Source organism: Wolbachia endosymbiont of Ceratosolen solmsi, from assembly GCF_017869155.1.
Taxonomy (GTDB): Bacteria; Pseudomonadota; Alphaproteobacteria; order Rickettsiales; family Anaplasmataceae; genus Wolbachia; species Wolbachia pipientis.
Genome location: NZ_CP054598.1, coordinates 1,038,558 through 1,064,738 on the forward strand (window position 1 = coordinate 1,038,558; position 26,181 = coordinate 1,064,738).

At 35.2% G+C, this 26,181-nt stretch carries 28 protein-coding genes; 16 read left to right on the forward strand and 12 right to left on the reverse strand.

Going from position 1 to position 26,181, the window contains the following annotated elements; all coding sequences use genetic code 11:
• Positions 1–69: 69 nt before the first annotated feature.
• A complete protein-coding gene (locus HUB95_RS05060; RefSeq protein ID WP_244662749.1) occupies positions 70–1,143 on the reverse strand; it encodes a Fic family protein in 1,074 nt (357 codons plus the stop codon).
• A gap of 16 nt (positions 1,144–1,159) precedes the next feature.
• The gene (locus HUB95_RS05065) at positions 1,160–1,312 is read right to left on the reverse strand and encodes a hypothetical protein (protein ID WP_007548541.1); all 153 of its coding nucleotides are present in this window, start codon (positions 1,310–1,312) and stop codon (positions 1,160–1,162) included.
• A gap of 331 nt (positions 1,313–1,643) precedes the next feature.
• Between HUB95_RS05065 and HUB95_RS05070 the strand changes: the two genes are divergently transcribed.
• The 3 genes from HUB95_RS05070 (at position 1,644) to HUB95_RS05080 (ending at position 4,553) form a co-directional block, all read left to right on the forward strand.
• Positions 1,644–2,396 (forward strand): DsbA family protein, encoded by a 753-nt coding sequence (locus tag HUB95_RS05070; protein ID WP_197907095.1) that lies wholly within the window; start codon positions 1,644–1,646, stop codon positions 2,394–2,396.
• A 226-nt stretch (positions 2,397–2,622) separates the two neighbouring features.
• Positions 2,623–3,903 (forward strand): OTU domain-containing protein, encoded by a 1,281-nt coding sequence (locus HUB95_RS05075; protein WP_244662750.1) that lies wholly within the window; start codon positions 2,623–2,625, stop codon positions 3,901–3,903.
• A gap of 53 nt (positions 3,904–3,956) precedes the next feature.
• A complete protein-coding gene (locus HUB95_RS05080; RefSeq protein ID WP_141456846.1) occupies positions 3,957–4,553 on the forward strand; it encodes a TIGR02217 family protein in 597 nt (198 codons plus the stop codon).
• A gap of 130 nt (positions 4,554–4,683) precedes the next feature.
• On the opposite strand, the gene HUB95_RS05085 is transcribed toward HUB95_RS05080, so the two are convergent.
• From HUB95_RS05085 to purE, 4 genes are all read right to left on the reverse strand, one after another.
• Positions 4,684–5,472 (reverse strand): GTPase Era family protein, encoded by a 789-nt coding sequence (locus tag HUB95_RS05085; RefSeq protein WP_015589502.1) that lies wholly within the window; start codon positions 5,470–5,472, stop codon positions 4,684–4,686.
• Positions 5,473–5,715: 243 nt separating this feature from the next.
• Positions 5,716–8,370 (reverse strand): 2-oxoglutarate dehydrogenase E1 component, encoded by a 2,655-nt coding sequence (locus tag HUB95_RS05090; protein ID WP_209452376.1) that lies wholly within the window; start codon positions 8,368–8,370, stop codon positions 5,716–5,718.
• 755 nt (positions 8,371–9,125) lie between these two features.
• The gene (gene mutL / locus HUB95_RS05095) at positions 9,126–10,943 is read right to left on the reverse strand and encodes a DNA mismatch repair endonuclease MutL (protein ID WP_209452377.1); all 1,818 of its coding nucleotides are present in this window, start codon (positions 10,941–10,943) and stop codon (positions 9,126–9,128) included.
• 7 nt (positions 10,944–10,950) lie between these two features.
• On the reverse strand, positions 10,951–11,442 hold the full coding sequence (gene purE, locus HUB95_RS05100; protein ID WP_015589499.1) for a 5-(carboxyamino)imidazole ribonucleotide mutase: 492 nt from the start codon (positions 11,440–11,442) through the stop codon (positions 10,951–10,953).
• Positions 11,443–11,878: 436 nt separating this feature from the next.
• On the opposite strand from purE, the gene HUB95_RS05105 reads away from it, so the two are divergent.
• From HUB95_RS05105 to HUB95_RS05145, 9 genes are all read left to right on the forward strand, one after another.
• Entirely contained in the window at positions 11,879–12,175 is a 297-nt protein-coding gene (locus HUB95_RS05105) for a helix-turn-helix domain-containing protein (protein WP_012673420.1), read from the forward strand.
• A 60-nt stretch (positions 12,176–12,235) separates the two neighbouring features.
• Positions 12,236–12,643: a DNA-directed RNA polymerase subunit omega gene (gene rpoZ, locus HUB95_RS05110; RefSeq protein WP_007548528.1), complete on the forward strand. Its 408-nt coding sequence runs from the start codon at positions 12,236–12,238 to the stop codon at positions 12,641–12,643.
• A gap of 28 nt (positions 12,644–12,671) precedes the next feature.
• A complete protein-coding gene (locus HUB95_RS05115) occupies positions 12,672–12,917 on the forward strand; it encodes a monovalent cation/H+ antiporter complex subunit F (protein WP_007548527.1) in 246 nt (81 codons plus the stop codon).
• A gap of 6 nt (positions 12,918–12,923) precedes the next feature.
• Positions 12,924–13,211 (forward strand): monovalent cation/H(+) antiporter subunit G, encoded by a 288-nt coding sequence (gene mnhG / locus HUB95_RS05120; protein WP_209452378.1) that lies wholly within the window; start codon positions 12,924–12,926, stop codon positions 13,209–13,211.
• 1 nt (position 13,212) lies between these two features.
• Positions 13,213–13,740 (forward strand): DUF4040 domain-containing protein, encoded by a 528-nt coding sequence (locus HUB95_RS05125; protein ID WP_015589497.1) that lies wholly within the window; start codon positions 13,213–13,215, stop codon positions 13,738–13,740.
• Complete coding sequence (locus HUB95_RS05130; protein WP_006279705.1) at positions 13,733–14,152, forward strand: Na(+)/H(+) antiporter subunit B; 420 nt, start codon at positions 13,733–13,735, stop codon at positions 14,150–14,152. The genes HUB95_RS05125 and HUB95_RS05130 overlap by 8 nt, the downstream gene beginning before the upstream one ends.
• A complete protein-coding gene (locus HUB95_RS05135; RefSeq protein ID WP_209452379.1) occupies positions 14,149–14,460 on the forward strand; it encodes a cation:proton antiporter subunit C in 312 nt (103 codons plus the stop codon). The genes HUB95_RS05130 and HUB95_RS05135 overlap by 4 nt, the downstream gene beginning before the upstream one ends.
• A 138-nt stretch (positions 14,461–14,598) precedes the next feature.
• The gene (gene rpoD / locus HUB95_RS05140) at positions 14,599–16,551 is read left to right on the forward strand and encodes an RNA polymerase sigma factor RpoD (RefSeq protein ID WP_012673419.1); all 1,953 of its coding nucleotides are present in this window, start codon (positions 14,599–14,601) and stop codon (positions 16,549–16,551) included.
• Positions 16,552–16,691: 140 nt separating this feature from the next.
• Entirely contained in the window at positions 16,692–17,672 is a 981-nt protein-coding gene (locus HUB95_RS05145) for an SGNH/GDSL hydrolase family protein (protein ID WP_010082050.1), read from the forward strand.
• A 175-nt stretch (positions 17,673–17,847) separates the two neighbouring features.
• On the opposite strand, the gene HUB95_RS06275 is transcribed toward HUB95_RS05145, so the two are convergent.
• The 4 genes from HUB95_RS06275 to carB all read right to left on the reverse strand — a co-directional run bounded on the left by HUB95_RS06275 (position 17,848) and on the right by carB (position 22,274).
• Positions 17,848–18,231 carry a hypothetical protein gene (locus tag HUB95_RS06275; protein WP_242049517.1) on the reverse strand — a complete coding sequence of 128 codons (384 nt, stop codon included), beginning with the start codon at positions 18,229–18,231 and terminating at the stop codon, positions 17,848–17,850.
• Positions 18,182–18,442 carry an IS110 family transposase gene (locus HUB95_RS06280; RefSeq protein WP_010082049.1) on the reverse strand — a complete coding sequence of 87 codons (261 nt, stop codon included), beginning with the start codon at positions 18,440–18,442 and terminating at the stop codon, positions 18,182–18,184. Before HUB95_RS06280 ends, HUB95_RS06275 begins: the two co-directional genes overlap by 50 nt.
• Positions 18,439–18,654 (reverse strand): hypothetical protein, encoded by a 216-nt coding sequence (locus HUB95_RS05155; RefSeq protein ID WP_006279709.1) that lies wholly within the window; start codon positions 18,652–18,654, stop codon positions 18,439–18,441. Before HUB95_RS05155 ends, HUB95_RS06280 begins: the two co-directional genes overlap by 4 nt.
• A 164-nt stretch (positions 18,655–18,818) precedes the next feature.
• Positions 18,819–22,274 (reverse strand): carbamoyl-phosphate synthase large subunit, encoded by a 3,456-nt coding sequence (gene carB / locus HUB95_RS05160; RefSeq protein WP_209452380.1) that lies wholly within the window; start codon positions 22,272–22,274, stop codon positions 18,819–18,821.
• Between the two features lie 138 nt (positions 22,275–22,412).
• Here carB and HUB95_RS05165 point away from each other — a divergent pair, with 138 nt between their 5' ends.
• On the forward strand, positions 22,413–22,586 hold the full coding sequence (locus HUB95_RS05165; protein WP_167471214.1) for a hypothetical protein: 174 nt from the start codon (positions 22,413–22,415) through the stop codon (positions 22,584–22,586).
• 132 nt (positions 22,587–22,718) lie between these two features.
• On the opposite strand, the gene HUB95_RS05170 is transcribed toward HUB95_RS05165, so the two are convergent.
• Positions 22,719–23,474 carry an SDR family oxidoreductase gene (locus HUB95_RS05170; protein ID WP_174516753.1) on the reverse strand — a complete coding sequence of 252 codons (756 nt, stop codon included), beginning with the start codon at positions 23,472–23,474 and terminating at the stop codon, positions 22,719–22,721.
• Complete coding sequence (locus HUB95_RS05175) at positions 23,461–24,276, reverse strand: YihY/virulence factor BrkB family protein (protein ID WP_015589493.1); 816 nt, start codon at positions 24,274–24,276, stop codon at positions 23,461–23,463. The genes HUB95_RS05170 and HUB95_RS05175 overlap by 14 nt, the downstream gene beginning before the upstream one ends.
• Before the next feature lie 135 nt (positions 24,277–24,411).
• Between HUB95_RS05175 and HUB95_RS05180 the strand changes: the two genes are divergently transcribed.
• The 3 genes from HUB95_RS05180 (at position 24,412) to HUB95_RS05190 (ending at position 25,637) form a co-directional block, all read left to right on the forward strand.
• Positions 24,412–24,732: a TrbC/VirB2 family protein gene (locus HUB95_RS05180; RefSeq protein WP_015589492.1), complete on the forward strand. Its 321-nt coding sequence runs from the start codon at positions 24,412–24,414 to the stop codon at positions 24,730–24,732.
• Between the two features lie 20 nt (positions 24,733–24,752).
• Entirely contained in the window at positions 24,753–25,109 is a 357-nt protein-coding gene (locus tag HUB95_RS05185; protein WP_209452381.1) for a TrbC/VirB2 family protein, read from the forward strand.
• A gap of 207 nt (positions 25,110–25,316) precedes the next feature.
• Entirely contained in the window at positions 25,317–25,637 is a 321-nt protein-coding gene (locus HUB95_RS05190) for a TrbC/VirB2 family protein (RefSeq protein ID WP_012673416.1), read from the forward strand.
• Positions 25,638–26,181 lie beyond the last annotated feature (544 nt).

Here is a 26,181-nt window from a genome sequence, read left to right on the forward strand (position 1 = left end):
TTAAGTTTATATCTAGTTTTCAAGCACTTTATTGAAATTTGACCTATGCACTGTCTAGCGAGCTTTCAGTTAATTTGAGATCAAATCTTCATATTGCTTACTAAGTTTGTATTTCCTTCCTCTATTGAAAAAATCTACAATCTTGATAAACCCCATTTCCACCCACTTTTTACAAAGTTGCGCACTAGTACGAGGCTTAAAATTAAATAGTTCGCCAACCTGACTAGCTGTAATAGCGGAAAACTCCTGGAAGAGCTCAAGAGCTTTGCGTTGTTTAGGATCAAGTTTACGTATAAGATCAGTCTGATCAGTGTGGTATTCTTCTTCATTTATACGTTGTAAAACGTTCTCAAATGAATTTGCCATACCTTCTACGAAATACTCCACCCACTTAGTGATATCTGCTTCAGCTCGTCCCATATAATAATTGTGCGATGGACCTACACTGATTGCCTCATAATAAGCTCCTAGATTCTTAGCATAATATTCTTCCAATGAATAAAGCCCTTTTAGGTCATATCCACCAAGGTGTAAAATTAATGTAGTCAACAATCTTGCAGTACGACCATTACCGTCATAGTAAGGGTGAATTGTTACAAATTGATAATGAGCAATACCTGCAATAATTGGGCAAGGCACTTGCTCACTGTCACGAATCCAATCAATCATACTGCTCATGAGCTTTGGTACATCCTTTGCTTCAGGGGGCATATAAATTATTGCACGTGTACGGCTATCACGAATAACGTTTTGACCATCACGATAAGAGGTTGGCTTCACTTTAGATTTTCCACTCGCCATTACTAGGGCATGAAGCGTTTGAATGGCTTTCTCAGTAATAGGGATCGTTCTCGCTGCCCATTGTTCAACTTGGGTTAAAGCTGCATAATATCCTTTAACCTCATTTTCATCTCTCCTATATTTTGGAAAGTGGCTTTTACCACTTAAAACCTCTTCAATCTGTTTAGGCTCAAGTCGATTTCCTTCAATCATAGTAGAATAGTGTGTGGTATAAAGCCGTGCAGTTTCACGAAGGGACGAGAGCATCGATACAGTGAGTGGCAAATGTAACACTTTTTCTTTTGCTGCTTCAATCCTCATAAGGCAATTAGCAATTTTAGAAGTAATCGTATAATTTGGCATCGGCATAATATCTGCATTACATTACTTCTATATTATGCTGATAAAATGCAGATAATACAACATTTACACGACGCCGACCATAAACAGCAATAAATTCGGCTGATTGAGAAAGAAGTTTGTCTTGTAGAATAGCTATTTCTTTTTCTCTGCCAATTATTGGTTCACTCATATGTTTATTCCGCGGAGTTTGTTGAAATTATACACAGCGGAATAAAATTATCAACTTTGTTTTACCGCCATGTTTACAGCGCGGCGGTAAAAGATAGAGCATCTCATAATTGGCTATTCTGGGGGTAGTTTGGTCACCTACATTATCAAGTCTTCTGATGAACTTTGTGACAATATACCTAATCATTGTACGTAAAGTTTGTATTCGAGGCAAAACTGACTATAAAATACACTTGATATAAATGTTTTTATATATTAACATTAGATGCTTCTTTTAATATATAGATAAATGTGTACTAAAAGTTTTATATTGTAGGTTCTTTAATAAGTATATGTCTAGAATATCGTTTTCATTGATTCTTATACTGGCAGTAGCAAGTTTACCAGTAATAAACAATTGGCTTTCACACCGCGGTCAAACCCTAACCGATGACCAAATAAGTACGAGATTAGATGATTATATCAGTAGAAATTTTGATAAGATCGTAAAAACTCTCAAAGAGGAGTCGATTAAAAGTAGTTACGCTGCTCGAGATAACGCGACTAAAGGTAAAATTTTACAGTACAAAAATGAAATATTCGACTCCGCTTATCCTTACTCAGGAAATGAAAATAGTAGTGTTATAGCTGTAGGCTTCTTTGACTATTCTTGTGGATATTGCAAAGCTATGAAGAATGATATAAAGCAGTTAATTAACGACGGTAAAATTAAGTATATCTTTAGGGATGCTCCAATACTTGGTAATGACTCTTTAAGGGCAGCAAAAAGCGCTTTAGCTGTTTACTTTATTGATAAAGAAAAATATTTCGATTTTCACTATTCTGCTTTAAGTCACAAAGGAGGATTTTCAGACGAAAGCATATTGGATATAGTGAAAAGCATAGGGATTGATGAGGACGATTTTAATGATTCCATAAAAGATAACGCGGACAAAATTGAGCAAATGATAAACAACAGTAGGCTTCTAGTAAGAGATTTGGGAGTAGGTGGTACACCTTTTTTAATAATTGGGGATAGTCTGTTTGTAGGAGCAACTGATTTAAATATACTACGCAAAAAAGTAGATGAATTAAGTCACAAGTAAGGCTAGTTTCAATTTGCCATAAAATTTTATTTTTTTTGCTTGACAACTCAAATGAACCTGAGTATAGTAACTGTGGGTGTGATAAGTAACGGCACGTAGAAGTGACACAGTAGCTCAAGAAAAGCAGGTGATGCCTATAGTCAAGCATAACCTCAGCCTGCAAAGATTGACTAATCCATTAAAAAGTGTTAAACTCAATATATAATTACCATTCTGGAGTTACAATATGAAAGAACCTAATTATACAAGAGAACCAATTGCTCTTTTTCGACAAATCAAAGAAAAGAAAAAATCAAGTAATTTATTGCATAATTTAAAGAGTGCTTATTCTAAAAAACTAAAGATAGGGGCTGCTCTAAAGACAGGGGATTGCTTTTTTGACTCCGTGGCTCAAGGGTTGAATGAGTTAAAACCTGGTCATCGTTTTACCGCAAAATCATTAAGAAAAGATTGTGCAGATTATGCTGAAAACAAAAAGGACTCACGATGGGTTTTTGATGAAATAACAAAAAATATTGCTGAAGGATATGCTGTACCTATGATAGGTTCAAATGGAAATGTAATGAAAGATAACCAGAACAATATTATACCAGACAATATTGCATCTTTTGATAGATATTTAAAAGATATTAGAAGTATGGCTACAGAAGCTAGCCTACCTATATGGGGTCGCCCAGGGATTGAAGGGAGAATGATATGTGATAAGTATGAAGTGGAGCTTGATATTTATTCAATAGAGGAAGATAGTCAAAAAGTTACAGTAACTAAAATTACAGCACATGATGATGATCTAGAAGTTTTTATACAAGGTGTGAATCTTGATCAATTAAAGATAGATAATAGTAAAAAAACTGTAGGAGTAGTGAATTACATGCAACATTTTGTACCACTCCTTAGTGGAATTTCTGAAGATATAAAAGAAGATCAACAAGTTTCTAGTGAAGCAATTCTTGGCACAGGTAAAAGAGTTCCTACTTCTGATCAATCAGAGAAAGAAGTACAACAAGAAATAATTAATATCAGTACTAGTGCGACTGTTTATACGGATAGAGAAATTCCTACTTCTAATCAATCAGAGCAAAAAGTACAACAAGAAATAATTAATACCAACACTAGTGCGCCGGTTTTACAAATTTACACAGATAAAAAAATCCCTTCCTCTCATCAGCAAGAACAAAAAACACAACAAAAAGAAATACAAAAAAAATTAATCAATAGTTACAGGAAAGAGGCTATTTATGTAATAGCTACTGTAATAACAGCTATAGCATTCACAGCATCTGCTATAGCTGCTATCATTACTCAAGCAATTCCTTTTGCATGTCTTGCTGGAACTGCTTTAGTCGCTGCATGTGTTTGTGTATATCAATTAACGCAGAGTCATAAAGACATTAACGAACTGAAAAGCGAGTTAGGAAAAGGTCAAGAAGATAATGCCCACACTTTCTTAGAGAAGGTGGGATTAAAAATGCACGATCTTATTAATAAAGCAATTTCAAAAGTTTAAGATTTTTCCTACTTTATCTACATCAACTCAACTTTATTTCTACAGGAGGGTATATGTCATTCACAGAAATTAGATTTCCAGAAAATATATCTTATGGTTCCGCTGGAGGACCGGAATTTTCCACTGACGTTGTAACAACTCATAACGGTTGTGAACAGCGCAACATCAATTGGTCTCATGCACGCACTAGATACAACATAGCTTACGGGGTCAGATCAAACGAGCAGCTACTAGAACTAATAACATTTTTTCATGCACGAAAAGGTAAAGCAATAGGGTTTCGTTTTAAGGATTGGTCGGATTTTATAGCCATCAACCAAGAGATTGGTATAGGAGATAACAAAAAAACGACTTTTCAGCTAATCAAAACTTATGTAAGTGGGGAAGATAAGCATATACGTATGATCAAAAAGCCAGTACATGGGACAGTAAAGATTTATTTAAATGGTAAAGAAGAGAGTGAATATTCAGTAAATTATTCAACGGGAGAAATAACATTCATGAAACCGCCAGTAAAAGATGCAATAATCACTGCGAGCTTCGAATTTGATGTGCCCGTGCGCTTTGATACAGATTACTTAAACGCTTCTATTGATGACTATGGAAGCAATAGCTGGAATAACATTCCACTAATAGAGGTGAAATTTTAGCTGTAAGCGAGCATAGATCTACATCATAGTAGGGCTACTAGTCACCATCAATTAAAAAAGTTAAGCACCACTGAGGCTCTATATTTAAATGAGCCTTAGTATATGCAATTATTTTAAACTTTATCACCAGCTATATACTACAATGTTGCTGAGCTTTGCTAACATTTACACTTGAAGCTTGGGGAGATTCTAGCTTAGTGCTTTCTCCTTCCTGCAAAATAGAAAGCTTCAACAATTCCTTTAGAGTTGATTTTGCAAGTGTTGTATCATCTTTGTTTAAGATGTAGTCTAGCATGTTGTTTTTCTGTAAGCGATTAACAAAATATCTATCTTCCTCATTAAGAACCTCTATCTTGTTAATACAAGATAATACTAAATCCGAATTCTTTGTTGCTAAAATTCCATTCAAAAAGATATCTAATTTTGTTTTGTCTTCAGTCAAGTCTCTAGCTAACCTATTTCTGATGTTATCATTATCAAGCACAGTGTACTCGAGGTACGAGCAAGGCTCAATAAGTATAAAGTCCTCTAAAGGCACTAGTTCTGGATAGGTGCCAGCGTAATCAAGTATGCCACACTCAGTAATACACCCTCCTTTTCTTATAACACAGCAATTGAGACGACCATGATACATTGATAACAAAGAAAAAAGACGTATTATACTTGTACCTCTATCTTTCATTTCCTCGAAAAGCTTCCTATCATTTATTAATTTGTGCAAAATGTAATCCATAGCAGGACCTGGTTTGCGGAAATGAAACATATTATTCTCTTCAAAAATGGCCTCAGCTAATTCGATAGATTTTTTATCCTCATCTACGAAAGCTTTTTCATTTCTATTTAACTGTATGATCTCAGCTTTGCTATCTCTGCGTAGACCAGTTCTCCTTATTAACATCTCAAATATTTTTGTATTCATATATATCCTATATTAGTTAAAGTAAATATTAATAATGTTTACTTTTTAAATAAAAATAAATGAAAATTTTAATAAAAATTATTTTTTTTAATAGAATAAAAATCTTTTATATTTGCTTGAGTACCAAAAGGGCTTTATTGGTGTAATGCGTTTTCTATTGCGCCTGGCTGCAGCGCGTGATGCAACCGGATTCAAGTGTCAGCTACTTTTATAGCACCACTTCTGCTTCAATAACTGTAAATACTAAGCGATCTGTCTTAAAATCTCCTCTTGTTGCTGAGCATGGACACTAGCATAACCACATGCAGGAGATGCAGCAGCAGGTCTCGCGATACACTTAGGTCTTTTTGCTTGAATATCGAGATTGGACAACACTTCTTCTATCAATGGGTTGACAAAAAACCATTCTCCCATATTTTTTGGTTCTTCTTGACACCATATAATTTCAGCGTTTTTGTACTTTTCAAGTTCATTACTTAGTTTATCTGCAGGAAACGGATAGAATTGTTCTAAACGTATCACTGCTATATCGTTTATTTTTTGTGTTTCAAGCATTTCAATTATATCGTAATAAACTTTACCGCTGCATATTACAACTTTTCGTACTTTATCACTTGAAACTAAACCTTTTCTACATTCTGGAATCACCGTGAGGAATTTTCCTTCAAAATCGGATAGGTTAGAAACTGCTCTTTTATGACGCAGTAGTGATTTAGGTGTAAACACTACTAAAGGCTTGCGAAAGTCTCTATGCATTTGTCTGCGTAAGACATGGAAGTAATTCGCCGGAGTGGAACAATTAACTACCTGCATATTATCCTCTGCGCAGAGTTGCAAAAATCTCTCTATACGTGCGGAGCTATGCTCAGGTCCCTGTCCTTCATAACCATGAGGCAGCAATAAAACTAGACCGCTTGACCGCAACCACTTTGTTTCTGCAGATGCGATAAACTGGTCGATCATAATTTGTGCACCATTTGCAAAATCACCAAATTGCCCTTCCCAGAGCACCAGTGAATACGGGGAATCAAGACTATATCCATATTCAAAGCCCATTACAGCATACTCTGATAAAGCGCTATCTATGACCTCAAAGTGAGCTTGCTTTTCATTTATATTGTTTAGCGGAATAAACGCTTCTTCTGTTACCTGATCAACAAGCCTTGAATGACGGTGCGAGAAAGTTCCACGACCAGAGTCTTGTCCTGATAAACGCACTCCTATTCCTTCTGTGAGCAGTGATGCAAACGCAAGACTTTCGGCAGTTGCCCAGTCTATATTACTACCGGAATTTATGCTGTCTATTCTGCCATCAAGTATTTTTCTAACCTTATTGTTAATATTAAAGCTACTTGGGATGTTGCTATTTATATGTACACCTAATTTTTTCAACTCATCTGGCGGAACACCAGAATCCGTGTAGTATTCGCTCAAATCGTTCAACTTTGCTCTTCTTAATTTTGACCACACTCCACCGAACCAGTCAGCTTTTTTTGGAGTATAAGCCGCTGATTCAGCAAGACTTTTATCTAATTTTGCCCTGAACTCACTGCGCAATTTATTTACCTCATCACCACTTAATACTTTCTCTGCGATCAACTTCTCTTCATACAGTGTTCCTGGAGTTTTATGCTTTGATATTACCTTATACATGAGTGGCTGAGTGAAATTCGGTTCATCACCTTCATTATGGCCATATTTGCGGTAACATATTATGTCAATCACTACGTCCTTTTTAAATTTCTGCCTATATTCCATCGCCAGACTTGTAGCAAAACTCACAGCTTCTGGGTTATCTCCATTAACGTGAAACACTGGAGCTTCTATTGATTTTGCTACATCAGTACAGTAAAAAGAGGATCGCGCACAACACGGATTAGCAGTAAAACCAACTTGGTTATTAATAACAATGTGCACAATGCCATCTACCTTATAACCTTCAATATTGCTTAAGGTTAGAGTTTCAGCAACCACTCCTTGGCCGATGAAAGCCGCATCACCATGAATTGATATGCCAAGCACAGATCTTATATTCTGTTTTGCTCTTATTCTTCCAGCCAAAACCGGATTTACCGCTTCAAGGTGAGATGGATTAGGGCATAAACTTAAATGTATTTTCTTACCACTGGCAAGTGTTTGATCAGAAGAGTAACCAAGGTGATATTTAACATCACCGGACACCTCAAGACCACCTGGATATGCAAGATTGCCTTGAAATTCAGATAGCATTGCCGCATATTCTTTGCCCATAACTTTGGTTAGAATATTGAGTCGTCCGCGGTGAGCCATGCCAAGAACTATTTCTTCAATACTAAAAGCTGCAGAATCACTAATGATTCTCTCAATTGCAACGATAGCTGATTCCCCACCTTCGATAGAAAAACGTTTATATCCAGGAAATTTCATATGGAGAAATTGCTCGAACATCTCAGATTCAATTAAGTGCCTCAGTATTTCCTTTTTATCTTGTGAACTCAGCGTATAGGTTTGATTTTCGATCTTTTCCTGCAGCCACATCCTCTCCTCATAAGAGGAGATATGCATAAATTCAAAACCGATGTTCTTGCAGTAAATATCTCTATAGATTCCAGCGTCACTTGCCGGATATAGATTCGAATATTTCTGATAATCTACTTCCTTATTCACATTGGGTGATAACGGATTAAGATCCGCAAAAAAATGACCGTAAGATCTGAAAAAATTTGCTAAACTAGAAACTGAATCATCCACCTTAGTTACATGTTGTGCACCGCAGGTCTCCGCTTTATTAACTTCTAAATTGCTTGAAAAAATTCTATACCAATCCTCCCCGATTGATTTATCACCCTGCAAATAACGGCTATACATTTCTTCCACAAATTCTGCATTATCACCATAAAGGCAGCTTAAACTCGACATAATCACTATAAAAAGTATCAAATACTTATAAGTATAACTTAAGTTTTTTAAAAAAGAACTTTTTTAGTTTCTATACGTCATACCGCGATTCATTCGCAGTATCTCTTAGCCGCTAACAAGCAGCGGGATGACGAATTACTTAACCATCATTACACCGTCATACCGCGATTCATTCGCGGTATCTCAAAGCATAGATCCCGCTAACACGTAGCGGGATGACGATTGTCGTTTAGCTATAAATATTAAGAAATTTACCAAATAAAAAAAGGCAAAAGAAGCCCCGTGGTTGGCTAATTACTTACATTATACTTTCAAGTATGGCGTTTTTTTATTCTAAACGCTTAATAACCGCGATTTAGCTGCTTTTTAATGCAACTAACCTTTAGTCATAAATGTTTAAGAAATTTACTAAACAGAAAAAAAGGCAAAAGAAACCCTAGGGTAGCTAATTATTCACTATCCATTTTTTAAGTTGGCGTTTTTTGATGTTTTAAATGCTTTATAAGCGTATTTCAGCTTGTATAGGTAAAAACCTAGAATTTGATAAAGACATAGAGTGCACATAGTACAAAAAATTAAACATGAGACGCCAGATACGTTGAGTTTTTTTGTCATTTAATCTGTACAGAGAAGATAAATAAATAGCTTCACTTTCATGATAAGGGGGCTGACGGAGTTTGTCAAGGAAGTTTTTTCGTTTAATCCGTTTCTATGAGCTACTTGGATGACGAGGTTACATATTTATGGCAACCTCATTACCTACGCTCAAAAAGTTTTTCAATATCACTGAGTTTCATTTCTATATAAGTTGGTCTTCCGTGGTTGCATTGCCCGGAATATGGGGTTTTTTCCATTTGTCTCAGCAGCTCATTCATTTCATCTAACCTCATTTTTCTACCCGCTCTAATTGATCCATGACAAGCGATAGTGGCCAATATTTTGTTCACTTTATCTTCTACTGACAATGTATCTTCTATTTCCGTTAATCTATCAATTATGTTAATTAGCATCTCTTTCACATCTATTGCTCCCAAAATTGCAGGGATTTCTTTTACTATCACTTTATTCTCTGATTTGATTTCAATATCAAAACCCATTTCAAATAACTTATCTTTATAGATTTCAATCATCTCCATTCCGGCTTGATTTTTGATTTCAACCGTTTCAGGAAGAAGTAGTTTTTGTCTTTTTATACTTGATTTTTGTTTTAGGCATTCATATACTAATCTCTCGTGGGCTGCATGCTGATCGACTATAATCAATTTGTCCCTTACCTCTGCAATAATATAAGTATTATAGACCTGACAGCGTGCAAACCCGAGCGGGTGGCTCTCTATCAAATCAACTTGCTCTAACACCTTTTTTTCTAGAACCATAGTCTCCGCTTGTGATGGTAATTTCTGTATGCCGGTATAATCAAACGATTTTGACTGTTCTGATAAGCTTTTTACTCTTTCATTTGGAGAAGCAAATTCTTTTATTAGTTGATTTTCAAAAGGACTTGGCCTTCTTTCATTTTGAACATTAGGTTTATCAAAAGGATCTGGCAATGTTGAATCCATTTTCTGGTCATGCGCTAGAAAGGTGCCTATCCTTCTTGACAATGCTTTAATTAATCCTCTTGTCACTATCTCATATATGAGCTTCTTATTCTGAAACCTTACTTCTGACTTATTTGGATGCACATTTACATCTACTTGATCATAAGGTATCTCTAAATGTAACGCTGCGAAAGGATACCTATCGCTTGGAATAAAATCATGATATGCATACCTAACTGCGCCAATAAGTAGATTATCTTTGATTGGCCTTCCATTAACAAACGTATAGATCTGAGTTGACTTACCACGATTGACGGTCGGTTTACAGATGTGTCCCGTAAGTTTAATGCCGTCTTCTTCTTCATTAATCTCCAGAGAACTGCCCTGAAATTCTTCTTCTACTTCACACAATCTATGAAATAACGAAGTCTGCTTAGCGTATTTTAAGAGCTTTTTATTACCTGAATTGAAAGTAAACCCTATATGATAGTTAATCATTGCTAGGTTATTTACAATATCAACAATGCTTTGAGTTTCTGCTCTTTCGGTTTTTAGAAATTTTAGTCTATTTGTAGTGGCAAAAAATAAATCTCGTACTTCAATATGTGTACCTTGTGATAAAGAGTAAGGAGTTTGCTCCCCTATTTTCTCTCCACCCTCATAACTTATAGACCATGCTTCATTTGCTTCTCTTGCCTTAGACGATAATTTTATCCTACTTACTGCTGCTATTGAAGGCAGAGCTTCTCCTCTAAAGCCAAGATGCTTGATTTCTATCAACTCATTGTCGCTCAATTTTGAAGTAGCATGGCGCATAAACGCAAGTTCTAAATCGTTTTTTTCTACTCCGTTACCATCATCTGTCACAATAATAAGGTTACGCCCACCACTTTCTATTTTGATCTCTATTTCTAAACTTCCAGCATCTATTGCATTTTCCACTAATTCCTTTACTACACTTGCTGGCCTTTCTATCACCTCCCCCGCTGCTATACGGTTTATGGTTTTTGTGTCTAAAAGAATTATTGCCATAGATTTATTATGAAACTGGTTTTTCTTTTACTTCTTTGGTCTGTTTCTCTCTCCACTTTTTTAACCTACCTGCAATTTCACTGTTGGAAATTGACAATATAGATACGGCAGTAATGGCAGCATTATATGCTCCATTTTCTCCTATAGACATGGTTGCAACTGGAACACCCTTTGGCATTTGAACTATAGAGAGTAGACTGTCCAGCCCATTTAATTGTTTACTATGCACAGGAACGCCGATAACTGGTAAACAAGTTAGTGACGCAACCATACCAGGTAAATGAGCTGCACCTCCTGCACCAGCTATAATAACCTTAAAACCTTCTTCTTGTGCAGATTTAGCAAAATTGAAGAGCCTTTCTGGTGTTCTATGTGCAGATATTATGAATATGTCATGTGAAACTTCTAATGCTTTTAACATATCGACGGTATGGACCATAGTAGTGTAATCTGACTCACTTCCCATAATAACAGCAATATCTTTTTTTATTTTTGTCATATTCAACACAATTTTACTTACTAACTAAATAATGTTCCAGCTAAAAAGCAACAAATATTTAAATTATATTATAAATATAATATATAGAATTCTCGTTAAAATAGAAATTTTAAAAATTTAAATAAATATTTATATTAAGATATAGAGATATAAACTTCTTATGTAAGATAAATTTATAAAATAATTATTTTTGTATTTCAAGCTTTGTAATCTTAGCTTGTTCTTTCTATAAATGGTTTTTTCAGATAGACTGATGGTAAAATGGTAATTTAAAATTACTAGAAATTTGATAAAAATATTAATATATAATCAACTTAAAGTTTTAAATATTGATATCATATAATTATTGACAAGTTACATGATATTAATATCTTGGTATATTAAATATTATGTTATAATATTTAATAAAGTTAATTGATATGTGAGTGTAAGAATTATGGAAATAATATCGTTAAATAACTTAGACAGTGCAGGAATAAAAACAAAGTTGCTTTATATAATAAATAAAATTGTAGAAAAAAATGCTTGGACTCAGGCTTTTGCAGCTGAGAAACTTGGTATTGATCAGCCAAAGGTATCACAAATTAAAAATGGTAAAATAGATGGTTTTTCTTTAGAGCGATTGTTAGGATTTCTAAAAAAACTTGATCATGAGATAACAATCACGATGACAGAAAGCCAAGAAATAAAATCTGAGGCAGAAAAAGTAAAACATGAAGTTGAATCGCAATAGATACAAAGTTGACAACTTGTTTTTTGTGATATAGTATAAAACTTATTAAGGTAGTATCTTATGGCTGAGTCTATTGTAGAAAAGTGTATAGAACGGGTAAGTAACCGTTTCAAATTGGTTCTGTTGGCAAGTCAAAGAACACATGATTTAAATACAGGGGCAAGTAATCCAATTCAAGCAGCTAAGTTTAAAGGTCATAAAAATACCATAGTTTCCTTACATGAAATAGCAGGAAAACAGGTGGATACTCATGAGCTGTTTAGCCTTTTGGTAGGTAGATGCAAGGAATACATGAAAGGAAATATGAATAATGTTTACAGCAGTAATACAAGTAAGCTAGCGAATTTATTAAATTTTTCTGATAACACAGACCTTGATGCAAGTCAAGAAAGCCAAGATTATGAAGTGGATGGTGAAATAGATGATGAAATAAATGATCAAGATGGCGATGAAGAAGTATCCGTTTAGAAATCTACTGAAGTTACATAGTCTTTAAATGATTTGCATTGCTATCTATACACTGTTGTTCTGTATGAGTGTAATGTTGTGTTGCATAGTGTCTAAGTCAAATGATGTGTACAATAAGGTTTTAGCGTTCAATAATTTCTCAACGCAAGTAGTTGTACTTATAACAGCAATATCAATCATTCTGAATAATTTTTTTTTAATTGATATAGCATTGTTGTATGCTAGCGTTAGCTTTATATCAACTATAGCACTAATGAGATTAATGTTGTTTTGATAATTTATGATAGGATCCATTTTCATATTTTTAGGTATTTGTTTGATAATTATTTCAAATATAGGGGTGATCAGATTTCCTGATTTCTATACTAGGTTACATGCAGCAGGTATTACAGATTCTAGCGGTGCAACGTTATTGTTAATTGGTTTTGCTTTGCAGAATGGATTTTCAATCAATACTGTTAAAATAGTATTATTAATTTTTATAATATGGGTAGCTAACTCAACTAATAGCTATATTTTAGCGCGCACTCATTATAAAGTTAAGAAAAAAATTGTTAAAGAAGGCTAAGGTGTTAGAAATATTAAATGTAGTGTTACTTTTGTTGTTACTAACAGTTACGGTTTTTATAGTTTTCTCGCGACATTTAGTCGTAAGTGCTGTTCTAATGTGTGTATTTAGTTCACTGATTGCGCTTATATACTTAATTATGAATGCACCTGATGTTGCAATTACTGAAGCTTCTGTTGGTGCGGGGCTCAGTACAGTTTTTACGTTTGCAGCACTCTCCTTGATAAAGAATCATAAAGTAAATCTATCTCATAACCCTATAACGCTTTTTTTTATGTTATTTCTGGCTGTATGTTTGTCATATTTTATGATTCAATTGCCAGATTTTGGCAGCCACAATGCTCCGATCCACTTGCATGTTGCTCCTTATTATGTGGAAAATACCGAAAAAGCTACCGGTATTCCTAATATAGTGACAGCTATTTTGGCAAGCTTTCGTGGTTATGACACGTTTGGAGAAACTATAGTAGTTTTTACTGCTGCGCTTTGTATAACGTTGATATTAAAAGAAGAAAAAGAAAATGATTAAAGATCCGATATTAAATGCAGTAACATTTTTGATGATACCTTTTATCATTTTATTTGGTTTATACATACAATTTCACGGTGATTACACTCCGGGTGGAGGTTTTCAAGCAGGAATAATTATTGCCTCCGGGATAATATTATATTCAATGCTATTTGGTGTATCTACAACTCTAAAAGCAATACCTTATTCTGTGATTAGATTGACTAACGTGTTAGGTATTTTAATTTATGGAGGAACGGGCGTTGCAACAACTTTACTTGGCCAAAATTTTTTATCTTATGATATCTTGTTAACCAATAATAGAACCGGTCAAAAATTAGGTATTTTTTTGGTGGAATTAGGTGTAGCATTTACTGTCTGCTCCTCTATGTTAATTATATATATAAATTTTGCTCGTAGGAAAAAACAATGACTTTATATAATTATACGATTATTATTGTATTAATGGTGCTAGGTTTATATATTATTATAAACGATAAAAATTTAATCAAGAAAATGATAGGGGTAATCGTCTTCCAAGCATCTGTTTTGTTATTTTACATATCTCTAGGATATATAAAAAGTTCCTTGCCTCCTATATTGGTTTCAAATTTTTATTCATATAGCAATCCTATACCCCATGTTTTAATGCTTACTGCTATAGTGGTTGGAATTGCAACATTTTCAGTTGGATTATCCATAGCAGTAAAAATGGAAGAAAAGTATGGAACAATCGATTAAGACAAGTGTACATAAATTAACAGTATCTTAAACTATATGAAGTAACAAATAGCCACAAGTTAAAAGTAAAATTATAGACTTGCTCGTTGTAAGTTTGTTTGTTAATAAGAAATAAAATTATAAACTATAAAGGTAATGATGTCAACTATTAATGATGCAGAAGATAAGAAAAAAATTATCAAAGATCTGGTAACTAAGAGTATAAAAAAGGGTGGTTTTATCACCTTTGATGATATAAATGATAAATTATCAGATGAAAATTTTTCGTCTGACTTTATAGATGATGCTATATCTTTATTGCAGGATTCCGGAATTAATGTGCTTGAAAGTAGCGAAGATGAAGAAGATATTCCTTCCAACAGTGATGATAGTAAACTTGATGATGATGACACATCGCCAAATGTTACTGCAACTTTAGTACAAAATGATGATCCAGTGAGGATTTATTTACAAGACATGAGCTCCGTAAAGCTTTTATCAAGGGCAGATGAAATCGAGATAGCAAAAAAAATTGAATCTGAAAAGCATAACATGTTACGTGCAATAATTGAAACATCAGTAACATTAAAGGTGATAAAAGTATGGCGTGATGATTTAAGTAATGGAGCTCTCTTACTGAGAGAAATTATAGATCTGGATGCAATTTATAACTCTGATTTTAATGTAGTACCCAAAGAAGAAAGTGAAGAGAGTGAAGAAAGTGCTGAAGATGTTGAGGATTCTGAGGATGTTTCTGAAGATGCTGAGTACTGTAGTGATGATGAGAAAGATAGTAAAAAAAGTGATGATGAGAAAGACGGTAATAATGAAGATATAAGTTCAGTCAATTTAAATGTTTCTATTCTTGAAATGGAAAGTGACTTATTGCCAAAGGTCATAGTTGCATTGGATGAGATAATTACTTTAACAAATGAAGCGTTGATATTAAGAAAAAATTCTAAAAATTTCTCTAATGAGCTAGAAAATTTGTATAATCAAATATGGTCTATAGCATTACAAATTAAGTTAAGTGATGCTGCTGTTGCCAGAATTACACAAGAACTTTATAAGATAAATAGATCCATTACGCTTGAAGAGGCTAATCTTATTGCTGAGGCTAGAAAATACGATATCGATAGAGAAAGTTTCTATAAAGTTTATGATGACGTGCTTTTAAAGCACGAATTGAAAAAGATAAGTCTTTTAAAGATCAATGAAAATCAGTCCTCTTTTACAGGTGAATTAAAAAACAAATTTTTAAGGTTTATAGACGATAACTCTGAACATATAGCTAGTACCTTGAACGGTATTAAGCAGCATATACAGGAAGATAACGTACAAGAATTTAAGGAGCTAATCAAGAGAATACAAAAACACGAACGAGAAGTCTCTGAAGCAAAGCAAGAAATGATTAAGGCTAACTTAAGGCTAGTAGTTTCCATTGCTAAGAAGTATTCAAAAAGAGGCCTTGATCTGCTTGATTTGATACAAGAAGGCAATATTGGTCTTATGAAGGCCGTGGATAAGTTTGATTACAAACGTGGATATAAATTTTCAACTTATGGCACTTGGTGGGTAAGACAATCAATCACTAGAGCAATACCTGAGCAGTCTAAAGTAGTTAGAATACCAGTTCATATGGTGGAAATTATCAGTAAAATCAATAGAGCATTAAGAAAGATGACTCATGAGATGGGAAGAGAGCCGACGTTAGAGGAATTGAGTGTAGAACTGACAATGCCACTGGAAAGAATACGCAAAGTTATGAAAATAGCAAGGGATCCAGTAAGTCTTGAAGCTCCAACAGGGAAAGATGATAGTAGTACCTTTGGTGATTGTATAGAAGACAAGCGAGTCTCCAGGCCAGAGGATGCTGCAATACTTGCTGACTTGCGTGGCATTACAACCAATGTTCTTGCAACTTTAACACCAAAGGAAGAAAGAATTTTAAGAATGCGTTTTGGCCTTGGTAAAGATGGGAAGGAACATACCTTAGAAGAAGTAGGAAAAATTTTTAATGTAACACGTGAGAGAATTAGGCAAATAGAGGCAAAAGCACTGCGCAAGTTGAAACATCCAAGCCGTGCTAGAAAACTTAGAGGGTTCTTTTAAGTATACGTGTCAAGTTAAGAAGAAGCTGATTTTGCCCGGAAAAAGTGGAGAGCAAGTTAGGCCAAAGTTGTATAATTTCACCGCTATTTTTCTTTTTCTATGAATCTAATGAAACAACATGCTAATCTACGGTAAATATTATGACAAACAAAAATGACAATTCTAATTCAAAGTATAGAAATTTTTATGTTCTGGGTGATAGCTTATCCGATAATGGCGCAATCATTGGAATTTTAAATAATTTATCCTTTGCAAAAAGCGTAAAATTTGATGATCCTTTTTATCAAGGAAGATCTTTTAGCAATGGCCCTACTGCTGTTGAATATATAGCAAAATATTTAGATTTAGATGAATTTAAACCTGGGTGGAGTTATTCATTTTTTGGGAGATGCCACGAACAGCAAGGTCAGAATTACGCAGTTTCATATGCAACAGCATCTGAAATTTTTGACCCTATTTTTTCTTATTTCTTCAATAAATTTCGTTTAGCTAACCAGCTAGATGCGGTAATTAAACATCATCCAGATATAGGTAAAGAAGATTTATTTTGCATCATAATCGGCGGAAATGATGTTATGGTTGCCACTGCTTATGACGATACTAAAGCGGAAGAAGTGTTGGAACAAGCAGTGAGTGAAATATGTAATGCACTTAAGGTTCTAAATGAACATGGTGTTAAGCATGTAGTTGTTGCAAATGCACCTGAAGTTGGCTCAATACCAGCTTTTAATAGAGATGAAGAAGCAAGGGAACTAGCTACAAAGCTCACGGAGAGTTTCAATGCAAAACTGGCTAAAGGCTTAGATTATATGAAGAAAAGTACAAATCTTGAAATAAAAGCATTTGATCTTAACTCTAAAATGAGAAGTATGTTTAGCGAATACAAGAGCAAAGGTTTAAATTGTCAAGATGCATGCACATCGAACATTGCAGACCAAGTTGGGAGATTTAAAGAAAATATAAAAATACTCTTAAAGTTGATATTTAAAGGGGAACTTGACGTTCACTATAACCCTGGGTGTAGCAAAGAAACACTAAAGGATTATTTCTTTTTTGATTATTTCCATCCAACTGCGGAACTTCATCATGAAGTTGGTAATGAAGTGTATGAGTTGATTTGACACAGTTTTTTTGAACATATCCTTTTAAATAGTAACCAGACTGCATTCTGTGATTTTTAGCAAAACACGATCTTTCATTTGAGCTTTCTTCAATTTAAAATAAATACAGAAAATTGCTGCCTATAGCTAAACTGACTTAGATTTACCGACAATTTGAAAAACCGTCATCCCGCTACTATATAGTTATTGATATATATTTTCTTTTAAGCTCTTGGTTTTGATCGATAAATGTAATCATTTCATCTTCTAAAGTTTTAATTTGATTACGTAAAATTGCAAGAAGTTCCTCTATTTGTTTGATTATAGATGTATCAGTTACCTGTTGGATTTGGGTTTTTTGTATTTTTGCTATTTCTACAAGTTGGTTTCTACGAGATAATTTTTGTTTCAAGCAATCAATATTACCATTACTAACTGTTAAAGGAGTAACACGCATATCTGTATTATTAATATAACGTGAGATGATACTGCAGTCTATTTTATCAGTTTTTGTAGTAATACCAAGGTTTTTAGCATAGTCTCTCCCACCTTGGTTGAATGACGTACACTTCAAAACCATTGCTTAGTAAAGTATAGGCACATAATTTTTCGTATCCACCAGTTGCCTCAAGACCAATTTTGGTTACATTATGCAAACGTAAAAAGTCCAGCATTTCATCAATGGATTGTACATTGTTTTCAAATATTTTATAATGCTCAAGTGGGTGAATGTGGAGATCTAATTTACTTTTGCTAACATCAATGCCAGCAATAATGTTTGATGAATTCATAATTCCTCCGTAATAATAACATATACTGCATTTTCCAGCCTTATATACGAGCCTAAAAGCTCAATCAGTTGTTCGGAACTTTCAGTATAATAAACCAGAGAAGAGAACCTTGCTGAACAACGATTCTTATAATCAAGGGGCGTGACGGTTCCTCTTCTCTGTGTGTCTTTAATATCACTACTTTGATATTTATAAAGACTTGTTCTTAACATATAAGGGAAGTGTCCTCTAGGTAAGATTGTGGAGTATTCGTTGTAGCATTTGGCTGTTCAATTACGCTAGTTTATTCTTTAGGTATACTATTTCCTTCAAAATTTCCATCTTTTTATTATGTTCTCTTTAGCATTTTGAGAGTGAATTATTCTAGTTTTGATATTTAACCGTTTTGTATCTGCTGTAATGATTTCACTTCCAATTTGCTATTCTTTACATATTGAATTGCAAGCACTAACGCTTTACTCCCAGAAGCTGTGGTACTGTAAGCTATATTTTGCAAAATAGCAGTTCTCCTGATATCTTTGCTATCTGAAACTGATTTCACACCTTTTGAGGTATTGATCACTAGATTTATTTTTCCATCTTTGAGCATATCAACTATGTGGGGTCTGCCTTCTCTTACTTTATTTACAGCTTGTGCAGCAATGCCGTTATTGTTCAGATACGAAGCTGTGCCTTTGGTGGCATATATTTCAAAACTCAGTTCTTTCAACATTCGTACAACAGGCAATATATACTCTTTATCATCATCTTTTACTGAAACCAGAGCTGCTCCTTCTGTTGGCAACTTGTATCCTGCAGCCATGTGCACTTTTGCAAGTGCAGCTTCGAAAGATGAGTCGATTCCCATCACTTCTCCTGTTGATTTCATTTCAGGACCAAGTAAAGTATCCACTCCTGCAAAGCGGGTAAATGGAAAAACAGCAGCTTTAACTGCAAAATGATTGAAAGGCTTGTTTTCCTGATTCAATTTTTTACCCAAAATAACCTGAGTGGCAAGCTTTGCAATAGGAATATTGATTACCTTGGAAATAAAAGGAACTGTGCGACTAGCCCTTAAATTCACTTCAAGTATGTATACATCACTAGACCTCTTGCATAACTCGATTTCTGAAGGCAATTTTGTCGTCAAAGCTTGTCTGCGCTCCTCAAATACATTCGAGTATTCTGTGGTGCTCATCTGCACTTTTCCTAAAGATTTCTCATCACAAACAGGTTCTGCAAGAGGTCTATTCTCTTGAACAGCAAACTGAATGTTTATCAGACCTTTCACTTTTAATGCTAATGCTATTCTTTCAGTTTGTAGCTTAATCTCTTTTATTACTTCGTCACTCAATGTATTTGTCGGTATTGAGCATGTTGAATCGCCAGAGTGGATACCAGCTTCTTCAATGTGCTCCATGACCGCTGCAATGAAAACTTTTTCCCCATCACATACAGCATCAACGTCAACCTCAACTGCATTGACTAAAAATTTATCAAGAAGCAGCGATCCGTGTTCAAAAATTTTGGTTTGATTCAAGACATACTCTTTGAAGCTCTGAGTATCGTGTCTAATCGACATAGACTGACCGCCGAGGACATATGATGGCCTGACTACTAGTGGAAACCCCACCTTTTCTGCGTTGGTTAACGCTTCTTCTACTGAATGGCAGATAGAATTTTCAGGTTGTTTTAAATTAAGTTGCAAAGCAAGATTTTTAAATCTCATGCGATCTTCTGCAAGGTCAATAGAATCAAACGAAGTTCCCAGAATTTTGAAACCTCTCTCGTTAAGCACTTTGGCTAACTTTAAAGGTGTTTGACCGCCTATTTGAACTATTACACCAACCAGTGTGCCATTTTCTTGCTCTTTACTTAGCATTTCAAGCACATCCTCTGCAATGAGTGGTGCAAAATATAAACGATCAGCGGTATCGTAGTCAGTTGAGACAGTTTCGGGATTACAGTTGATCATTATTGTTTCATACCCCATTTCTTTGGCGGCAGAAGCTGCATGTACGCATGCATAATCAAACTCAATACCTTGACCAATGCGATTTGGACCACTTCCTAAAATGACAACCTTTTCTCGGTCAGAAATATTCGCCTCACATTCCGTTTTATTTTCAACATCACCCTCATAGCAGCCATACATATAAGCAGTGCTCGATTCAAATTCAGCTGCACAGGTGTCTACGCGTTTATAAACTTGTTTAATGCCAAATTTTTTTCTTATTTCTTCGATTTGTTTTACTCGATCTCCAGCGTGTAACGCTGGCTGGATCCCAGTGTCACGCACTGGGATGACATTAGATGGTACTGGAATGACAGAGGTAGGTCTATTACTTAACTTTGCTAATCTTGCATCTGAAAATCCCATTTTTTTCATCTCTAACATTTCATATGCAGTCTCAGGAAGGCCGTTTTCCTTGATTTTTTGTTCAGCCAAGATGATTTGCTGTATATTTTGCAGAAACCATAAGTCATATCCTGTAATCGAATTTATTTCTTCTATGCTAATTCCGTGGCGCATTGCGTCAGCAGCAATCAGTAATCTGTTTGGTAGCAATTTTGCTAATTGAGATTTTATGTGATCAATATCAATGTTCTCAGGAAATACTTCATCAAGTCCTGTAAAATCAGTTTCAAGTGAACGGAAAGCTTTCTGTAGTGACTCATTAAAAGTGCGGCCTATAGACATCACTTCTCCCACTGATTTCATGGAGGTTGATAATTCACAATTCGTCCCCTTAAATTTCTCAAACTCAAATCGAGGAATTTTAGTGACGATATAATCAATCACTGGTTCGAATGCTGCTGGTATTATTGGAGCGCAGTCGTTACGTATTTCATCGAGCGAATAGCCGATAGCAAGTTTGGTTACAACTTTTGCAATAGGATAGCCTGTTGCTTTCGAAGCAAGTGCAGAAGAGCGAGAAACCCTTGGATTCATTTCAATTACAACGAGGCTTCCATCTTCTTTAGGATTTACTGCAAACTGAACATTTGCACCGCCGGCACTAACATCAATTTCTCTCAGCACTGCTATAGATGCATTTCTCATTTGTTGATATTCAGCATCACGCAGAGTCAAAGCAGGAGCAACCGTAATACTATCTCCGGTGTGCACTCCCATCGGATCAACATTTTCTATCGAACAGACTATTATGCAGTTATCTTTACAATCGCGGATAACTTCCATTTCATACTCTTTCCAGCCGATAATTGATTCATCTATCTGAACTTCATTTATTGGCGAAATTTTGAGAGCACTTTCTGCGATATTGAAAAACTCCTCTTTATTATATGCTATGCCACTACCTGCACCACCAAGAGTGAATGATGAACGAATGATTGCTGGTAATCCAACGTAATCCAAAGCCTTTTTTATTTGTTCTTGATTTTTTATAATGATACTTTTGGGGTATTTCAGTCCTATTTTATCCATGGATTGGCGGAATAACTCTCTATCCTCTGCTTTTTTTATTGCTTCTCTATTTACCCCTATTAATTCTACGTTGTATTTGTCTAACACTCCATCATCTGCAAGTTTTATTGCACAATTGAGCGCTGTTTGCCCGCCCATTGTTGGCAATATTGCGTCTGGCCTCTCCTTAATTATAATTTTCTCTATGATTTCAGGCAGTACCGGCTCAATATACGTCGCATCAGAAAACTCAGGATCTGTCATTATAGTTGCGGGGTTGGAGTTAACCAAAATGACTTTATAACCTTCGCTTTTTAATACTTTACAGCTTTGCGTTCCGGAATAATCAAACTCGCATGCCTGACCTATAACTATTGGGCCTGCTCCTATTACTAATATAGATTCTATATCTGTGCGTTTCGGCATAATTACAATAACGGTCTCTATTCAAGTAATGTTACCAATCTTTCCTGTATATGTGAATTTTTATTAAACCTATTAGCTAATTACTTTTAGGCTTGACGCATAACTGTACGAACATTGCAATTTGCGTGGCAGATTCCAGTGCTTGACACACAGCTGTACAAACATTCATTTTTGAAGGTAAATTGCACAGCAAATGATGTCATTCAAGTAGCTGACACTGGTTCCTTTATGACGGCAGTGCCCAGAGGTGTCATCCCAGTCTGGGATCCAGAAAACTTAACTTTAAATAAGTGGCTGCATAATAAAGACTAGATTCCAGTGTCAAGCACTGGAATGACACCATAGAGGCACTGGGATGACATCCTTCCTAGTGGAGATTACTCTCAAATCACAATATTCATACAGTTGTGGGCTTAACGGTATCTTTGCAGATACTATGGTAATTTATTCGGGAGATTTGCTAAGCGGTAAGATTTTTCCTGATATGCCGCAGTCTTCAGAAGCTAATTCCACAAATTTATCTGTTAGTTTATCAGGTGACACCAATTCAGATCCAGGAAATGCCTGCTCACTACCCACAGGTCCTTCCGTGTATACAGCATTTACACATAATTTTGTATGTTTTGTCTCAGATGCATATATCTGCACCATTATTTCTAGTGCAACTTTACTTGCAGCATACGGCATCCAATATGGATAAGAGGAAGGAGAAAGTGTCACTTCTGAGGTCATGAATATCGCTCTTCCAGCATTAGACTTTTTTAGCATTGGATCTAAGTTTTTTAGTAAGTACCAATTGGCAGTAAAATTTGTATTCATTACGTTCTGTAGCTCTTCAATCTCACAGTCATGAATGGGGTTCAGTTTGCCTAAAATTCCAGCACACACAACTAATATATCAAGTGCTCCAGATTCTGATAATTTCAGGCTTTCTATCATGTTTGTCAGTATCTTTACATTCTCAAAGTCTAAAAGATCAAGCTGAATTAGTTTCACAGAGCCTTCTTTAAATTCTTCAAGCTCTTCAATTTCATTATATAGTGGCTTGAGATTATCAAGAGATCTTGAAATCAGAATCACACATGCACCTTCTCTTATAAACCTTTTTGCAACAGCAGAGCCTATTCCACCTGAAGCTCCGGTGATTAAAGCTACTTTACCTTCTAACTTACCCATTTCTTTCTCCTTAGCGAGATCCATTGAAATATTTTAGCTGAAAATTGAATTTTGCTCCATATATAAAAATCAAACTTAGCATATAAAAAAATAGTAATGACACTACCACACCACCTAAACTTCCATATATCAAATCCAGTTGGTCAAAGGAAGCTTTTAAGTATTGCTTAAAAGCTGAAGCAGAAATCGTCCAAAGAATAACAGCTACACAAGATCCAGGAAATACGTCTGATAAATTTTGTTTTATGTTTGGTAACATAAAATATAGCCAAGAGACTACTGTGAAAAGTACAAATTCAATAAGTAAATACCTAGTATAACTTAGCACCTGATAGGAAAAATCAATTAGCATTGGTACTAGTGTAGAAAACACTATAGTTAGAGTTATAATAAGCGTGATTACTAAAAATTGTAATATACTTAGTACTCTTCTTAATATATAAGGCGGCGAAACCGGAACTTTATAGGCCTTATTGAGTATTGTTCTAAGCCCTTCAATTGTCGATGAAGCGGTCCAAACAGCACCTACAATTGCTAAAGTTAGTAAGCTTTGCGGCGGGCCTGATATTATCTCCCTAATACGCGGCATCAAAGATGATAAAATATCCTGTGGCATGTTATCAATGATAAATACCCAGCCAATGTTGTACTGGTCTAAAAAATTTGCGAATGTTGACGCCACAGCCATTAAAACGATGAGAAAAGGAAATATTGATAACAGAATTAAAAATGATAAATACCCTGCATGCTCCACTCCATCATTATGAATTGTGTCAATCAAAGCACGATAAAGGCAATAAACGATGCTGTAAAATTTCTGTAGCACTGTAATATAGACGAACCAAGAAAAGTATTCTAAATGAAATAAAGGATACTTTTAAGCAAAAAATCCTCACCATTTACTTAAATTTAATCAAAGTGAAGGATAATCCAGCATTAAATAGAAATTATCGGAGGCGTAATGAAAAATTTTCTTCTACTTGTGGCTTTAATTCTCTCCTTTGCATTTGATGCAAATGCTGCAAATACTTTTGTTGATAAAAATGATACAACATCATCGGTGATATGCAAGATAATAGGCTATACTCACGGCATAGGCGGACCGATGATCACAATAGTGATAATTGGTGCAGCTTTGCTTGCGATATTCGGCAGAATGCCATGGCCAGCGCTTTTTGCACTCGGTGCGTTCACTGCTGTGTTTTTTGGCGCTCCTGTAGTCGTTTCAAAAATAACACCAGGAGGTGTGATTTGTAAAGACGGTGCAGTAGCGGATAAGTAATAGAAATTATTGGAGGCATAATGAAAAATTTTCTTTTACTTGTGGCTTTAGTTATCTCCTTTGCATTTGATAATGTTTTTGCTAGCAGTGTTACTGATGACGCAACGTCAAACACAATATGCAAAATAGTAGGCTATACTCACGGCATAGGTGGACCGATGATCACAATAGTAATAATTGGTGCAGCATTGCTTGCAATATTTTGCAGAATGCCGTGGCCAGCGCTTTTTGCACTCGGTGCATTTACTGCTGTGTTTTTTGGTGCACCTGTAGTTGTTTCAAAAATAGTACCAGGCGGTGTGATTTGTAAAAATGGTGCAACTGCTTGCCCTGATGGTACCAACTGGGATACAAGTACAGGAGCGTGTAAAAAATAGGCGCTGCAGATTTAGAAAAGCATTAGCTAAACGGTGCTTCTTAAAGGAGCACCATTATTCCACAATTGTATAAATGTTGTCCAAGTGAATAACACTGAGATCCGGGAATTTTTATAAACTGATAGGATGACAAATTTACTAGAACCCTTACCATTTATTCAAATTGCAGAATAATCTAACTTAGGACAGAAATGATTGGAGGGTATAATGAAAAATTTTCTTCTACTTGCGGTTTTAATTTTCTCCTTTGCGTTTGATGCAAATGCTGCAGATGCTTTTGTTGATACAAGTGATACAACATCATCAGTGATATGCAAGATAATAGGCTATACTCATGGCATAGGTGGACCAATGATCACAATAGTGATAATTGGTGCAGCGTTGCTTGCAATATTCGGTAGAATGCCGTGGCCAGCGCTTTTTGCACTCGGTGCATTCACTGCTGTGTTTTTTGGCGCTCCTGTAGTCGTTTCAAAAATAACACCAGGCGGTGTGATTTGTAAAGACGGTGCAGTAGCGGATAAGTAATAGAAATTATTGGAGGCACAAACGTAGTTTTCTTTACTTGAAAGTGGTCGAGCTGACCACTTTCAGTGTCTATGAATACCTAATAAATTCTCTTTCTGTAATCATATCAGTTAAAGTTTAGATTCCAGCGTCACGCACTGGAATGACAAGGCTTATCGTCATGCCGCCGCATACCGTCATACCGCGATTCATTCGCGGTATCTCATCAGCTAACAAGCAGCGGAATAACGGTTGTCGTTTAGCTATGAATATTAAGAAATTTACCAAATGAAAAAAAAGGCAAAAGAAGCCCCGTGGTTGGCTAATTACTTACATTATACTTTCAAGTATGGCGTTTTTTTATTCTAAACGCTTAATAACCGCGATTCAGCTGCTTTTAAGCCGCAACTAATCTAAATTATAAACATTAAGAAATTTACTTAGCGAAAAAAAAGGCAAAGAAACCCTAGGGTGGCTAGCATTCAAATTCTCCCTTGTCAATTTGACGTTTTTTGCTATCTTAAACGCTTTGTAAGCGCGTTTCAGCTTATATAGGTAGAAACCT